The organism is Streptomyces sp. NPDC047042, assembly GCF_040644035.1.
In the GTDB taxonomy this organism is placed as follows: domain Bacteria; phylum Actinomycetota; class Actinomycetes; order Streptomycetales; family Streptomycetaceae; genus Streptomyces.
Genome location: NZ_JBEYVP010000002.1, coordinates 40321 through 54397 on the forward strand (window position 1 = coordinate 40321; position 14077 = coordinate 54397).

Consider the following 14077-nt stretch of genomic DNA (forward strand, 5'->3'; position numbering starts at 1 on the left):
CACACGGACAAGTGAGGAGAGTTCATGGAAAGCGCCAAGTTCTACGACGAGCTACGGGGATTCCTGCTGTCGATACAGCCGGACGACGCCGGACGGGCCGGACTGGAAAGTCTCGGGCACGACGACAACCTCTTCGACCTCGGCCTGGTCACGTCCTTCTCGGTGATCCGCATGATCGTCTTCATCGAGACACTGACGGGTTGCTCCCTCGACCTGGCCGAGCACGACATCGAGAGCTTCTACACCATGCGTGGTCTGTGGGAGCTCGTCCAGACAGAGGAGGCGGGCACCCGATGACAACCGTGTCCTCGAAATACAGCGAGGAACAGATCGCCACCTTCCGGCGTCGCTTCGCCGAGGTGGCCTGCGCACAACTCGCCGACAGCGCGGCCGAGTTCACCAACCCGCTCCCACTTCCCCTGGTGGCACGCAACGGCCTGCCCCGGGTGTGCGGACCGGTCTTCCCCGTCACCACGTCCGACGACATGCTGCCCTGCCTCCAGGGGCTGGCCGCGGCTCCTCCGGGCTGGGTGCTCTTCATCCACAACGAGATCAGCCCGTCCGAGGGACTGGCGGGTGACATCTTCGTCGCCTCCGCCGAGGTACAGCGACTGGGCGGGATCGTGGTGAACGGCGCGGTACGGGACCTGGAGGCGATCGCCGACATCCCGGTGCCGGTGTTCTCCACCGAGGTCAACTTCGTATCGGCGCGGACCACTTCCGTACTGGCCGAGGCCGTGCCCGACACGGTGGATGTGGCGGGATGCCGGCTGGCCCCCGGCGACTGGATCTTCGGTGACGAGGACGGCTTCCTGATGCTGCCGGAGAGTCATGTGTCGGCTGTGCTCGCCTCCGGCGCGGTACTGCGCGAGCGGGAGGACCGGCTGCGCCGGACGATGCGCGAGCAAGGGCGGACCCTGGCCGAGCTCACGGGTCTCGACGAGTTCATCGCGGGCTCCGGCCCCCTCAAGTTCAACCCCTAGCCGAGGAGGCCGCACGTGCCCACCAGGGCGAAGGACAGCCTGCGGGAGACCGGGCCCGTTCACGACATCGACTTCGCGGCGGCGGACTTCCAGCGGGACCCCTGGCCGACCTACGACTGGTACCGGGAGAACGATCCCGTGTCTCTGTCGCGGCGTTACGGCGCCTACTTCGTGTTCGGCTACGAACACGTACGCCGGGTGATGACCTCGCCCGACTTCACCGCCTTCCACCCCTTCCGGGTCAGCCGCCGGGCCTTCGGGCCGACCATGCTCGACCAGGACGGCGAGCATCACACGCGGCTCAGGTCGGCGGCGGCCGACCCCTTCCGGCCGCGGGCGGCCACGGAGTTCGGCCGCCGCGTGGTCGCGCCGCTGGCCGGGCGCATGCTGGACGACCTCCTGACGCGCGGGCACCGCGACTTCGTCACCAGGCTCGCCGAGCAGCTGCCCATGGCCGTCGTCTGTCACGTCATGGGTCTCCCCGACGGCGATGCCGGCCGGCTGCGAGAGCTGATGCGGCCCCTGGTGGAGTACGTGGACCACGGCACGGTGAGTCTGGAGCAGGTCGTCGCCGCGCGCGGGGAGCTGCGGAGTTACCTGCGTGCGGCCCTGTCGGCCCGCCCGGGGGCCGACGGCCTGCTGAACGCGCTGGCCGAGAACGGGACTCTCGACGAGGCCGACGTCGTCAACACCTCGGTCCTGCTGCTCGCGGCGGGCACGGAGACGACGGCGGCGGGCATCACCAATGTGCTCAGCCGGGTGGCCGCCGAGCCGGAGGTCTTCCACCGTCTGCGCGAGGACCGCTCTCTGGTCCGCGCGGTCGTGACCGAGACACTGCGTCACGAACCGCCCCTGCACGTCACTCTGCGCTTCGCCGCCCGGGATGTGACGCTCGGAGGCGTCGACATCCCCGTGGGCACGCCGCTCCAGGTGGTGCTCGCCAGCGCGAACCGCGACCCCGCCGTGTACCCGAGCCCGCACGTGTGGGACCCGGAGCGGACGATCAGGACACCGTTCACCTTCGGCATGGGACGGCACGTCTGTCTGGGCATGGGACTGGCCCAGCAGGAGCTGGAGATCGTGCTGCACGGCGTCCTGGACCGGGTCGGGGAACTCGGGCTCCGCGGTGGGCCGTTGGCCCCCGCACAGGGCCGCACCTTCCGCACGGTCCGTGACTTCGAATGCGTCTACCGGCTCCGGTCCGGGGACGACGCGGTGAGGACGACATGAGCGGCGACATGGTGACCTGGCGGGCGCCGGCGCCGCTGGCACCGTCCCAGCGCAGGACGTTCGAGGATCTGCTGCCCTACTGTCTGCCGGGCGACGGCGGGTTCTCGCTGGAGCACACGGAGCCCGGGGCGACAGTGCGCTACCTCGCGAAGCCCGGTCACAGCACCGAGGTGACCGCCGGGCTGCTCGACGAGGCCCACGCGAGGGCGGCGCTGGAGACCGCGCGCCCGCCGCATGTGCTGCACGAGTTCGACGGCCCCGCCGGCTCCGGCGCGCCAGGGTCGGACGCCACCTGGGTGGGAACGGGACTGCGCGTCGGGGGAAGTGAACTGGCCCGGCTGGTACGGGCGTTGGACACCGTCCTCCTCGGACTGGCGGACGACGTGGGTGCCGCGGAGCGGCTCGTGCCGCACCTGGTGTCCTGGGAGACGCTCCGCCGCACCGGATACACGCGCAACTTCCCCCAGCACCTGACGACCTGCGCGGTGGTGCGGGAGGACCTGCGGTCACTCGACCGGTTCGCCGGGGCGCCGGACCCGGTGGCCGCGGCGGCCGAGCTGACCCCCGCCCCCGTGGCCCTGGCGCCCGCGGTGTGCATGAACCTGTTCGCCGGACTCGCGGACGGCGCGTTGCCCGCGCCCACCGTCCTCACCGCGCGCGGCATGTGCGGCCGGTACGAGGTCGGGGCGCGGGCCGTCGCGACCCGCCTGTGGTCGTTCGACATGCGGGAGCTGGTGTACGTCGGGAACGCCGCCGGCGCCAGGTCGTTCCGCGACGCCATGCTGGACGCGGTCACCGACCTCGCCCGTGACGTGGGGCTGCCGAGCACGCTCACGACGGCCAGCGATCCCTTCTTCACCTCCGAGCGTGCCGACCTGCTGGGCTACCAGTCGGCGCTCAGCCTCAAGCACGAACTGCGCGGACAGTCGGCGGACGGTTCGCCGGCGGTGGCCGTCACCTCCGTCAATCTGCACAGGCAGCATTTCGGGCTCGAGTTCGGCATCACCCTGCCCGACGGCACACCCGCCCACTCCGCCTGTGTGGGTTTCGGCCTGGACCGCTGGGCGGAGTGGATCCACGGCCACCTCGGCGGGGACCCGGACGGCTGGCCCGAGGTCCTGAGGGCGGCGGTCAGAAGACCTTGCCGGGATTGAAGATGCCCGCCGGGTCCAGGGCGTGTTTGACCCGCCGGTGCAGGTCAAGTACGACCGTGCTCAACTCGGCGGTCAGACCGCGCATCTTCAGCAGTCCGACGCCGTGTTCGCCGGTGACGGTGCCGCCCAGGCCGAGCGCCTCGTCGACGATCTGCTCCAGGGCCTCGTGGCCGCGTCGGCGGGCCTCCCCGTCGCCGTGCGCCACCACCACCATGGGGTGCAGGTTGCCGTCCCCGGCGTGCGCGAGGCTCGCGATGCGCACACCTTGGCCGGCCGCTATGCGTTCGATGCGTTCGAGCATCTCGGGCACGCGCATACGCGGCACGCAGACGTCTTCGGTGAGCACCGAACCGAGCCGTTCGAGCGCGGGGTAGACCAGCCTTCGCGCCGCGAACAGAGCCTCCGCCTCGGTCTTGTCGGACGACTGCCCGGTGGACGTCGCGCCCGCCGAACGGAAGGCCCGTACGACGGTGTCGGCCTCGTCGGCGCCGGCCGCTCCCGGGGCGTCCGTCCGGGCGAGCAGCAGCACGCTCCCACCGTCGGTCAGGCCCATGTTCTTCCAGTCGTCCACCGCCTGGAGGCAGTAGCGGTCGACGAGTTCCAGCGCGCTGGGAACCACACCCGAAGCGGTCACGGCCGCGACGGCGCGCCCTGCGGCGGCCAGGTCGTCGAAGTAGCCGAGGACGGTGCGTTCCGGGGAACGGGCCCCGCGCAGCCGCAGGGTGACCTCGGTGACCAGACCCAGGGTTCCCTCGGACCCGACCATCAGGCCGGCGAGTTCGTACCCGGCGGAGCTCTTGGCCGTGCGGCGGCCGAGCCGGACCACCTCGCCGCGGCCCACCACGGCCTCCAGCCCCAGCACGTAGTCACGGGTGACCCCGTACTTCACGCAGCACACGCCGCCCGCGTTGGTGGCGACGTTGCCGCCGATGGTCGACCACGGGGAGCTGGCCGGATCGGGTGGGTACCACAGCCCACGCTGTGCGCACGCCTCCCTCAACTCGTCGTTTACGACGCCGGGTTGCACGACCGCGACGCGTTCGTCCGGGTCGATGGCCAGGATCCGGTTCATCGCCTCGAAGGAGATCACCACGCAGCCGGGCACCGCGTTGGCTCCGCCCGACAGGCCGGTACCCGCTCCCCGGGCCACGACGGGAACACCCCGCGCGGCGCAGCCGGCGACCACGGTCGCGACCTCGGCGGTCTCGTGCGGTCGTACGACGGCGGCGGGTATCGCATAGGGGGCCGTGTCCGCCTGGTCCCGCGCGTAGGAGGCGAGGAGGGCGGGATCGGTGACGACGCGCCCGGGCGGAAGGGCCTGCGCGATTTCCAGAACCGTTTTCTCCAGGGCTTTTATATCCACGTGAGCACGTTATCCACGGATTTCGTGGCCTCGCAATTGGTCTTTGGTTCACGGTCGAAGGTGTATGCACCAAAGGTCAATTGAGCCGGCCGCGCCCGGTGGGGAGAATCGTCGAAGAATCATCGACGAAGGGGGATTCTCATGGCGGCGGTGATCGAGGGGATCGGGGCATGGCTGCCACCTCGGATCGTCACGAACGACGATCTGTGCACGACCCTCGACTCGACCCACGAATGGATAGAGACCCGGACCGGTATATCCGAGCGGCGCATGGTGTCGGAGGGTATGTCGACCCGTGATCTGGCCGTCGAGGCAGGCGTGCGGGCCCTGAAGTCGGCCGGTGCCGCGACGGTCGACGCCGTCGTGCTCGCGACCACGTCCTTCGACCGGTTGTGCCCCGCGGTGGCGCCGGAGGTCGCGCATCTGCTGGGGCTCGGCACGGTGCCCGCCTTCGACCTGACGTCGGCGTGCAGCGGTTTCCTCTACGGGCTCGCCACCAGCAGCGGACTGATCGCATCGGGCGTGGCCGACCGCGTGCTGTTCATCGGGGCGGAAGCCTTCACCACTCTGGTCAATCCCGAGGACCGCGGCACCGCGCCGATCTTCGGAGACGGCGCGGGAGCGGTGGTTCTGCGCCGGGGCGACGCGGACGAGCCGGGAGCGCTCGGGGTGTTCGACCTCGGCAGCGACGGTGCGCGCGCCGATCTGCTCGCCATCCCCGCGGGCGGTTCGCGTCAGCGTTCGGCCTCGGCGGGACTGGGCCACGACACGGTCCCGGTCGAGGACTGGTATCTGCGGATGGAGGGCCGGCCGCTCTTCAAGCAGGCCGTGGAGCGGATGGCCGAGTCGTCGCGCGGTGTGCTCGACCGCACCGGATGGTCCGTCGCGGACGTCGACTGGTTCGTGGGCCACCAGGCCAACGTCCGCATCGTCAACGCCGTGGCGGACGAACTGGAGCTGGCGAGGGATCGCGTCGCGGTCAACATCGGCAGGGTCGGGAACACGCTGGCCGCCTCGGTCCCGCTGCTGTTGAACGACATCGCGCACACGGGCGCTCTCAGGCCCGGTCACCGTGTGCTGCTGTCCGCGTTCGGCGCGGGCCTCTCCTGGGGATCGACCGTGCTCACCTGGCCGGACATCCCGGTCGAGGGTGTGCGGTAGCCGGCCCCGCCAAGAGTTCTGTCAATGTCAGGCCAACTATTTCGGAAGGAAAAAAAGAATGAGCTCTGTCCAGGATTCCGTCATCGAGGTCTTCTCCGCCAGGTTCGAGATCGACAAGGAGTCGATCACGCCGGACGCGACCTTCGACGATCTGGGTCTCGATTCCCTTTCCCAGCTCGAACTCGCCACCGCCGTGAAGAAGCGGCTCGGAGTGGAGATCTCCGACGAGGAGCTGTCCGAGATATCCGTGGTTTCCGACCTGGTCTCCCTGGTCGAGAAGAAGTGGGTGAACGTCCGATGACTCCCTTCGGCGCGGCGATCACCGGAATCGGGCTGGTGACGCCGGCCGGGATCGGGGTCGAGGAGAACTGGCGCAACGTCCTCGGGGCGAAGCAGACGGCCGCCCATGATGCCGGACTGACGGACCTTCCCGTGGACATCGCGTGCCGGGTACCGGACTTCTCCCCGGCACGCAGCGGACTGCGCAACGCCTGGCAGTTCGACCGGTACGCGCAGTTCGCCATCGTGGCCGCGCGCGAGGCCCTGGCCGATGCCGGCCTCAGGCCGGGGGCCTGGGCGGACAGCGCCCGGGTGGCCGTGGTGATCGGCTCGGGTGCCGGCGGTACGGCGACGCTCGAGGCCCAGCACAGGGTCCTCCTGGAGGAGGGCCCTTCGGAAGTCTCGTCCATGACCCTGCCCATGGGGCTGCTCAACATGGCGGCCGGCCAGCTGGCGATCGACATCGGCGCCAACGGCCCCTGTCTGGCGCCCTGTTCGGCCTGCGCATCCGGTGCCAGCGCCATCGGGATCGGGCGCGAGATGCTGCGGACCGGTGTCGCCGACATCGTCGTCGCCGGCGGCGCGGAGGCCCCCGTCACGCCCCTGTACGCGTCGACGTTCGCCCGGATGCGCGCGCTGTCGCGGCGCACGGACTCACCGGGGACGGCGTCACGGCCCTTCGACGCGACACGGGACGGCTTCGTCCTCGGCGAGGGTGCCGGAGTGGTCGTCCTGGAATCCGAGGAACACGCCAGGGCACGCGGTGCGCGCACGTACGGGAAGGTCATCGGCTACGGCGCCTCGGCCGACGCCCACCATGTGACGTCCCCGCATCCTGAGGGACGAGGCGCCGAACTGGCGGTACGCGCGGCGCTCACCGACGCCGGGGTGCGCGGATCCGACGTGCGGTACGTCAACGCGCACGGCACCTCCACCCCGCTCAACGACGTCGTCGAGGCGAGTGTGATTCGCCGCGTGATCGGCACCGACGCGGCGGTGAGCTCCACGAAGGGGGTCACCGGACACCCGCTCGGCGCGGCCGGCGCCATCGAGGCGGCCTTCGCCGCGCTCGCCGCGCACCACGGGCTTGTCCCCCCGACGGCGAATCTCGAGGAGCCGGACTCCCGCATCGATGTGGACCTCGTCTACAAGGAGCCGCGCCCCGGCTCCGTCGACATCGCGCTGAGCAATTCCTTCGGCTTCGGCGGCCAGAACACGGCTCTGCTGATCGCCGCCTGACCCCGAAGCCCTGACCGACCACGCACATGAACCGACCACGCACATGAGGAGACCGAGACGCGATGACCAGTGCCACGGTTTTGGGGCCGGCCGAGTCCGACGAGGGTGATGCCGGTCGCGCGGAGCTGAGCCGGCTGATCTTCGACGGTACCTATGAGGACGTGCACGCCGACATCCGTGCGCTGTTGCTGGACCCGGCCTTCGACGCCCGCGACGGACTGAGCCTGCCCGAGGCGGGGCGGCTGGCCTACGAGCGGTCCCGCTTCGTGCACGGGCGCCTCGAGCGGCCGCTCGAGATCCTGAAGAACCCGCGCCGGCTGTTCGCGCTGGCCGAATGGCCCTCTCTGCTGGACGTGTCGACGTTCTCGCTGCTGATGGTCCACTACAACCTCTGCCTCGGCACCGTGGCGGAGCACGGCGGTGACCGGGAGGACCTCAAGGACCACCTCGAGGAACTCGACAGCCTGGAGTCGTTCGGCCCGTACATGGCCACCGAGCTCGGCTACGGCAACAACGTGGCGGCGCTGCGCACGGAAGCGGTGTACGACCGGCACACCGAGACCTTCGTGATCAACACGCCGGACCCGCTCGCCCAGAAGTACATGTCGTACAGCGGCTTTCAGGATGTCCCGAAGGTCGCGGTGGTACTGGCCCGGCTGAAGGCCGACGGGAAGGACCACGGCGTCTATCCCTTCGTGGTCCGCATCAGCGACGCCGGGGGCCTGTGCGAGGGCATCCGCGCCGCGCCCTGCCCCGAGAAACCCGTACAGGGCCTCGACAACGGCCTGACCTGGTTCGACCACGTACGCGTGCCCCGCCGTAACCTGCTCCTCGGCGACATGGGCGAGTTCACGCCGGAGGGTGCCTTCAAGCCCGGCGCGGGCAACCAGCGCAAGCGGTTCCTGAAGGCGATGAGCCGTATCCAGCCCGGCAGGCTCTGTGTGTCGAGCGCGGCCGTCGGAGCGGGCCGGGCGAGCGTGTACATCGCCCTGAGGTACGCGGCGCGGCGGCTCACCAACGCTCCCGGCCGCAACGACATGCCCGTCATCGAGTACCGAAGCCACCAGCTGTCCCTCTTCACCCAGCTGGCCAAGGTCTACGCGATGACCTTCCTGCTCAACCATGCCAAGCGCGCCTATCTGCGCGAGACCGGCGAGATCTCCGCCGAGCTGGGGGTGCTCATCGCGCTCACCAAGGCCCTCACCACCTGGGAGATGACGGAGACCGTCGCCGTCTGCCGGGAGCGCTGCGGCGCCCAGGGCATCTTCAGCGCCAACCGGATCGCGGACTACGGTTCCCTGCTCCAGGGCCTGGTCACCGCCGAGGGCGACAACCAGGTGCTCCTCGCGACCACCGCGGGCCAGTTGCTCGCCCGGCCCGCCGCCGAGACCGCCGGGGCGACGCGCGCCGAGCGTGGCCCCCACGGTCTCCTGGACGTGCGCCTGCTGGTGGAGATCCTGGGTGAGCGGGAGCGGTCCCTGCACGAGGAGGGCCGTGCCCGGATGTCCGACGACAGCGGGCGCACGTACTTCGAGGCGTGGAACTCCACGATGAACTCCGCGCTCGCCATGGCCCGTACGCGAGCGGTACGGGTGGCCCTCGAAGCCTTCGAGGCCGCCGTCGGCGAGGCGCACGACCCGTCCGTCCGCGCGGCGCTGCGCGAACTGGCCCTGCTCTACGCGCTGACCGAGGTGCGGCGCGACGCGGGCTGGTACCTGGCGCAGGGTGCGCTGACCGCCGATGAGGTGCGGGCGCTGCCCGATCTGCTCGACGAGGTGTGCACCCGCGTCCTGCCGTACACATCGCTGCTGATCGACGGCTTCCGGCTGTCGCCAGAGCTGCTGCGCGCCCCGATAGCCGCGGACGACTACGTCTCCGCGTTCCAGTCACTCACCGGCGGAGGGAAGTGACCATGGCCCGGCATGTGTACCACTGCCCGCTGCGCTGGGCGGACATGGACGTCTACGGGATCGTCAACAACGTCAACTTCCTTCGGTACCTGGAAGAGGCGCGCGTCGATCTCGTCTTCCGGATGGCACCGACCGAGGGCGACGCGTTCTTCAAGGACGGTTCCGTGGTGGTGAGTCACCAGATCTCGTACAAGAGGCAACTGACCCACCGGCACGAGCCGGTCGAGATCGAGATGTGGGTGTCACGGCTCGAGTCGGCCACCGTCGCCATCGACTACGAGGTCAAGGACGGCGACACCGTGTACGCGTCCGCGTCGACGGTCATGGCTCCGTTCGACTACAGGGCGGGACGCCCGCGTCGGCTCACCGACGCGGAGTCCACCTTCTTCGAGAAGTACCTCGAAGAGGGGGAGTGAATGCGTCTGCTGCGGATCGGACCGCCGGGGCAGGAACGCCCGTGCGCCGTCCACCCGGACGGTACGACGCGCGACCTCTCGGCCTGGGTTCCCGACTGGAGCGGTGCCGCGCTCGATCCCGGCCGGCTCCGTGAGCTCGCGCGGCGTCTGGCCCGCGAGGGTTCGCGGCTGCCTGTCGCCGGCCCGCACGAGCGGGTCGGCCCGCCCGTACGGCCCGGCGGCCATGTGCTGTCCATCGGCCTGAACTACCGCGCGCACGCGGCGGAGGCCGGGATGGAGGTGCCCGACGAGCCCTATGTCTCCAGCAAGGCGCCCTCGACGGTCGTCGGGCCCTTCGACGACCTTGTCATTCCGCCCGGCAGCCTGAAGACGGACTGGGAGGTGGAACTGGCCGTGGTCATCGGGCGCCGTGCCCAGTACCTGCCCGGCCGGCAGCACGCCCTCGACCACGTCGCCGGCTTCTGCACGGCCGACGACGTCTCGGAACGCGGCTGGCTGCTGGAGCGCGGCGGTCAGTGGATCAAGGGCAAGTCGTTCGAGACCTTCACCCCGCTGGGGCCGCACCTGGTGACCCCGGACGAGGTGGGCGATCCGCGGTCGCTGCGGCTGACCTGCCATGTGAACGGTCGTCGGATGCAGGACGGCCACACCGGCGACATGGTCTTCGACGTCGCCCATGTCGTCTGGTACCTCAGCCAGTTCATGGTGCTGCAGCCAGGAGACGTCGTACTGACCGGTTCCCCCGCGGGCATCTCGCTGGCCCGGCCCGACGTGGACTTCCTGCGGCCCGGGGACCTGCTGGAGGTGGAGGTGGGCGGGCTCGGCGCGCAACGCCAGCGCTGCCGTGCCTTCCACAGCGAGCGAGAGGCCGTCACCGCCCCCGGCTCGACGGAGGGCCGATGATCGAGGAGGTCGTCCCGGGGCACGTCGCCGGCCACGAGGCGTACGGCGACTCGGAGGGCATCACTCTGCACCCGGGGGAGGAGGCCGTCGCACGCGGCTTCGCGGCTTCACGGCGGGCGGCGTTCACGACCGGGCGGTACTGCGCCCGCCGAGCCCTGGCGGACCTGGGGGAGACCCCGGGGGCGATCCTGAGAACGCCCGGCGGAGCCCCGCACTGGCCGGCCTCGGTGGTCGGGAGCATCACCCACTGCGACGGCTATCGCGCGGCCGCGGTCGCGAGCCGGGACCGGGCCGCGGCGGTCGGTATCGACGCCGAGCCGAACCGCGAAGTCCCCGAGGACGTACTGGAGTTCATCTCCACACCGCAAGAACGCATCCACGTACGGGAGTTGCTCGCCAGTCGCGGTGAGGTGCGCTGGGACCGCCTGCTCTTCTGCGTCAAGGAGAGCGTCTACAAGGTCTGGCATCCGCTGACCGGGCTCTTCCTCGGCTTCCGGGAGGCCGAGGTCGGCTTCGCGGCCGACACGGCGGAGTTCGACGTACGGCTGCGCCCTCGCGGCGGGCGGCACCGGCGCCTTCCCGAGACGCTGCACGGCCGCTGGACCAGTCGCGACGGCTTGCTGCTCACCGCGATCACGCTGTCGGTCACAGAAGGAGAGAGCTAGGCATGCCCCCTCAGACCCAGACCCAGACGCAGACGCAGACGCAGACGCAGACGTGTGACGATCCGACGGTCCCCGGTGACGCCATGAGGCGCCTGAACGAGCTGCGTGAGATCAAGCGGGCGGCGCGCCGCGGACCGAGCGAGCGCGCCACGCGGGCCCAGCACGCCAAGGGCAAGCTCACGGCCCGTGAGCGGATCGAACTGCTGCTGGACCCGGGCACGTTCACCGAGGTGGAGACCCTGCGCCGGCACCGGGCCACGGGCTTCGGCCTGGAGGCGAAGCGGCCGCACACGGACGGCGTGGTCACCGGATGGGGCCGTGTGGAGGGCCGCACGGTCTTTGTGTACGCCCACGACTTCCGTATCTTCGGCGGTGCCCTGGGCGAGGCCCACGCCGAGAAGATCCACAAGATCATGGACATGGCCGTGGCGGCCGGCGCGCCGCTCGTCTCCCTCAACGACGGCGCGGGCGCGCGCATCCAGGAGGGCGTCAGCGCGCTCGCGGGCTACGGGGGCATCTTCCGCCGCAACGCCCAGGCCTCGGGCGTCGTCCCGCAGATCTCGGTGATCCTGGGCCCGTGCGCCGGTGGTGCCGCGTATGCCCCGGCGCTGACCGACTTCGTGTTCATGGTCCGCGGGACGTCGCAGATGTTCATCACCGGGCCCGACGTGGTCAGGGCGGTCACCGGCGAGGAGGTCACACAGAACGGGCTCGGCGGCGCGGACGTCCACGCCGCGACGTCCGGCGTCGCCCATTTCTCGTTCGACGACGAGGCGACCTGCCTCGCCGAGGTGCGATACCTGCTGTCGCTGCTGCCCGCCAACAACCGGGAGATGCCGCCCGTCTGTCCTACGACCGACCCGCCCGACCGGCGCTGCGACGACCTGCTGCACATCGTCCCGACGGACGGCAAGGTGCCGTACGACATGATGGACGTCATCGAGGGGTTCGTGGATGACGGCGAATGCCTCGAGGTCCACGAGCGCTGGGCGCCCAACGTGATCTGCGCGCTGGCGCGCGTCGGCGGCCGGACGGTCGGGATCGTGGCCAGCCAACCCCTGCGCCTGGCCGGTGTGCTGGACATCAGGGCCTCGGAAAAGGCCGCTCGTTTCGTGCAGATGTGCGATGCCTTCAATATTCCGCTCATCACGTTGCTCGACGTACCCGGCTTCCTGCCCGGTGTCGCCCAGGAGCACGACGGCATCATCCGGCACGGCGCCAAGCTGCTCTACGCGTACTGCACCGCCACCGTGCCCCGCGTCCAGCTGATCCTGCGCAAGGCCTACGGAGGGGCGTACATCGTGATGGACTCCCGCTCCATCGGGGCGGACCTGGCCTTCGCCTGGCCGACCAACGAGATCGCCGTGATGGGCGCGGAAGGCGCCGCGAACGTCGTCTTCCGCCGGCGGATCGCCGAGGCGGAGGACCCCGAGGCGGTACGCGAGCAGGTCGTCAAGGAGTACAAGGCGGAGCTGATGCATCCGTACTACGCGGCCGAACGCGGGCTCGTCGACGACGTGATCGACCCCGCCGACACCCGCGACATTCTTGTCCGCGCGCTGACGATGCTGTGCGCCAAGCGCGCCGAGCAGCCGGCGCGCAAGCACGGCAACCCACCTGCCTGAGCCCCGCGTCCCCCGTCCCCCCGTCGTCACCGTCCCGGAGGAAACCCATGCCGGTCGAGTTCAGCCATCAGCCCGCCGTCCCCACCCCGGACCCCGAGCGGGAGCGGCTGATGTCCGACCCCGTCTTCGGGGAGGTGTTCACCGATCACATGGTGACGATCAAGTGGGCCGACGGGCGGGGCTGGTACGACGCCCGGGTCGAGCCGTACGGCCCGATCGCTCTTGACCCCTCCGCCCAGGTCTTCCACTACGGACAGGAGATCTTCGAGGGCATGAAGGCGTATCGCCGACCGGACGCGTCCGTGGTGTCCTTCAGGCCGTACGCCAACGCCGCGCGGCTGAACGCCTCCTGCCTGCGGATGGCGATGCCGCCGCTCCCCGAGGACACCTATGTCGAGGCACTCGAACGGCTGGTCGCCGCAGACCAGAAGTGGGTTGCCCACCGGCCCGGACACAGCCTGTACCTGCGGCCGTTCATGATCGCGACGCAACGGTCCATCGGTTTCTACCAGCCGTCCACCGAATACCTGTTCGTGGTGATCGCGTCGCCCGCCGCCGCCTACTTCAAGGGCGGGCCCCGGCCGGTCTCCGTGTGGGTGCCGGGCGAGCACGTGCGCGCGGCGCCGGGCGGCACAGGCGCGGCGAAGTGCGGCGGCAACTACGCGGGGACGCTGCCGGCCATGGAGGAGGCCCGACGGCAGGGCTGCGACCAGGTGGTGTGGCTGGACGCGGTGGAGCGGCGCTGGGTGGAGGAGATGGGTACCAGCAACCTGTTCTTCGTCTACGGAACCCGGCTGGTCACCCCGGAGCTGACGGGCACTCTGCTGCCGGGCATCACCAGGAACTCCCTGCTGACCCTGGCCGGGGATCTCGGCTACACGGCGGAGGAAGGGCGGATCAGCATCGATCAGTGGCGTGCGGACGCGGAGTCCGGAGCGCTCACGGAGGTGTTCTCGTGCGGGACCTCGTCGATGATCACCCCCGTGAGCCGGGTCAGGAGCGCCGACGGTCAGTGGACGGTGGCCGGCGGAGAGGTCGGGCCCGTCACCCTGCGGCTGCGGGAGGAGCTCATGGGCATCCAGTCCGGCGAGCGTCCCGACCCGTACGGCTGGGTCCACAAGCTTGTCTGAGCACCGTCCGCCCGCCGCA

The 14077-nt window shown here is 70.3% G+C and carries 14 protein-coding genes; 13 read left to right on the top strand and 1 reads right to left on the bottom strand.

The window, feature by feature from the left end:
- Nucleotides 1-24: 24 nt before the first annotated feature.
- From ABZ855_RS01990 to ABZ855_RS02005, 4 genes are read left to right on the top strand one after another with little or no spacing between them, the layout of a single operon-like run.
- Nucleotides 25-297 (top strand): hypothetical protein, encoded by a 273-nt coding sequence (locus ABZ855_RS01990; RefSeq protein WP_360799403.1) that lies wholly within the window; start codon nt 25-27, stop codon nt 295-297.
- Nucleotides 294-983, top strand: a complete 690-nt coding sequence (locus tag ABZ855_RS01995; protein ID WP_360799406.1) for an RraA family protein — start codon at nt 294-296, stop codon at nt 981-983. Before ABZ855_RS01990 ends, ABZ855_RS01995 begins: the two co-directional genes overlap by 4 nt.
- 15 nt (nt 984-998) lie before the next feature.
- Nucleotides 999-2213: a cytochrome P450 gene (locus ABZ855_RS02000; RefSeq protein ID WP_360799409.1), complete on the top strand. Its 1215-nt coding sequence runs from the start codon at nt 999-1001 to the stop codon at nt 2211-2213.
- The gene (locus ABZ855_RS02005; RefSeq protein ID WP_360799412.1) at nt 2210-3367 is read left to right on the top strand and encodes a hypothetical protein; all 1158 of its coding nucleotides are present in this window, start codon (nt 2210-2212) and stop codon (nt 3365-3367) included. Before ABZ855_RS02000 ends, ABZ855_RS02005 begins: the two co-directional genes overlap by 4 nt.
- On the opposite strand, the gene ABZ855_RS02010 is transcribed toward ABZ855_RS02005, so the two are convergent.
- Nucleotides 3345-4730: an FAD-linked oxidase C-terminal domain-containing protein gene (locus ABZ855_RS02010; protein WP_360799415.1), complete on the bottom strand. Its 1386-nt coding sequence runs from the start codon at nt 4728-4730 to the stop codon at nt 3345-3347. The genes ABZ855_RS02005 and ABZ855_RS02010 overlap by 23 nt on opposite strands.
- Nucleotides 4731-4871: 141 nt before the next feature.
- On the opposite strand from ABZ855_RS02010, the gene ABZ855_RS02015 reads away from it, so the two are divergent.
- The 9 genes from ABZ855_RS02015 to ABZ855_RS02055 all read left to right on the top strand — a co-directional run bounded on the left by ABZ855_RS02015 (nt 4872) and on the right by ABZ855_RS02055 (nt 14058).
- Nucleotides 4872-5891: a beta-ketoacyl-ACP synthase III gene (locus ABZ855_RS02015; RefSeq protein WP_360799418.1), complete on the top strand. Its 1020-nt coding sequence runs from the start codon at nt 4872-4874 to the stop codon at nt 5889-5891.
- A 58-nt stretch (nt 5892-5949) separates the two neighbouring features.
- Nucleotides 5950-6192: an acyl carrier protein gene (locus ABZ855_RS02020; protein WP_360799421.1), complete on the top strand. Its 243-nt coding sequence runs from the start codon at nt 5950-5952 to the stop codon at nt 6190-6192.
- The gene (locus ABZ855_RS02025) at nt 6189-7409 is read left to right on the top strand and encodes a beta-ketoacyl-ACP synthase II (protein ID WP_360799424.1); all 1221 of its coding nucleotides are present in this window, start codon (nt 6189-6191) and stop codon (nt 7407-7409) included. Before ABZ855_RS02020 ends, ABZ855_RS02025 begins: the two co-directional genes overlap by 4 nt.
- Before the next feature lie 62 nt (nt 7410-7471).
- A complete protein-coding gene (locus tag ABZ855_RS02030; protein WP_360799427.1) occupies nt 7472-9319 on the top strand; it encodes an acyl-CoA dehydrogenase in 1848 nt (615 codons plus the stop codon).
- 2 nt (nt 9320-9321) lie between these two features.
- Complete coding sequence (locus tag ABZ855_RS02035) at nt 9322-9735, top strand: thioesterase family protein (protein WP_319212192.1); 414 nt, start codon at nt 9322-9324, stop codon at nt 9733-9735.
- Nucleotides 9736-10638, top strand: a complete 903-nt coding sequence (locus ABZ855_RS02040) for a fumarylacetoacetate hydrolase family protein (RefSeq protein ID WP_360799431.1) — start codon at nt 9736-9738, stop codon at nt 10636-10638. It begins immediately after the preceding gene.
- The gene (locus ABZ855_RS02045; protein WP_360799434.1) at nt 10635-11303 is read left to right on the top strand and encodes a 4'-phosphopantetheinyl transferase superfamily protein; all 669 of its coding nucleotides are present in this window, start codon (nt 10635-10637) and stop codon (nt 11301-11303) included. The genes ABZ855_RS02040 and ABZ855_RS02045 overlap by 4 nt, the downstream gene beginning before the upstream one ends.
- A gap of 83 nt (nt 11304-11386) precedes the next feature.
- Nucleotides 11387-12928 carry an acyl-CoA carboxylase subunit beta gene (locus ABZ855_RS02050; RefSeq protein WP_360800247.1) on the top strand — a complete coding sequence of 514 codons (1542 nt, stop codon included), beginning with the start codon at nt 11387-11389 and terminating at the stop codon, nt 12926-12928.
- A 47-nt stretch (nt 12929-12975) separates the two neighbouring features.
- Complete coding sequence (locus ABZ855_RS02055) at nt 12976-14058, top strand: branched-chain amino acid aminotransferase (protein ID WP_360799437.1); 1083 nt, start codon at nt 12976-12978, stop codon at nt 14056-14058.
- The last annotated feature ends 19 nt before the right edge of the window (nt 14059-14077 follow it).

Coding starts and splice junctions, on each gene's coding strand:
- ABZ855_RS01990 (WP_360799403.1), top strand. CDS start 25: ATGGAAAGCGCCAAGTTCTACGACGAGCTACGGGGATTCCTGCTGTCG.
- ABZ855_RS01995 (WP_360799406.1), top strand. CDS start 294: ATGACAACCGTGTCCTCGAAATACAGCGAGGAACAGATCGCCACCTTC.
- ABZ855_RS02005 (WP_360799412.1), top strand. CDS start 2,210: ATGAGCGGCGACATGGTGACCTGGCGGGCGCCGGCGCCGCTGGCACCG.
- ABZ855_RS02015 (WP_360799418.1), top strand. CDS start 4,872: ATGGCGGCGGTGATCGAGGGGATCGGGGCATGGCTGCCACCTCGGATC.
- ABZ855_RS02020 (WP_360799421.1), top strand. CDS start 5,950: ATGAGCTCTGTCCAGGATTCCGTCATCGAGGTCTTCTCCGCCAGGTTC.
- ABZ855_RS02025 (WP_360799424.1), top strand. CDS start 6,189: ATGACTCCCTTCGGCGCGGCGATCACCGGAATCGGGCTGGTGACGCCG.
- ABZ855_RS02030 (WP_360799427.1), top strand. CDS start 7,472: ATGACCAGTGCCACGGTTTTGGGGCCGGCCGAGTCCGACGAGGGTGAT.
- ABZ855_RS02035 (WP_319212192.1), top strand. CDS start 9,322: ATGGCCCGGCATGTGTACCACTGCCCGCTGCGCTGGGCGGACATGGAC.
- ABZ855_RS02040 (WP_360799431.1), top strand. CDS start 9,736: ATGCGTCTGCTGCGGATCGGACCGCCGGGGCAGGAACGCCCGTGCGCC.
- ABZ855_RS02045 (WP_360799434.1), top strand. CDS start 10,635: ATGATCGAGGAGGTCGTCCCGGGGCACGTCGCCGGCCACGAGGCGTAC.
- ABZ855_RS02050 (WP_360800247.1), top strand. CDS start 11,387: ATGAGGCGCCTGAACGAGCTGCGTGAGATCAAGCGGGCGGCGCGCCGC.
- ABZ855_RS02055 (WP_360799437.1), top strand. CDS start 12,976: ATGCCGGTCGAGTTCAGCCATCAGCCCGCCGTCCCCACCCCGGACCCC.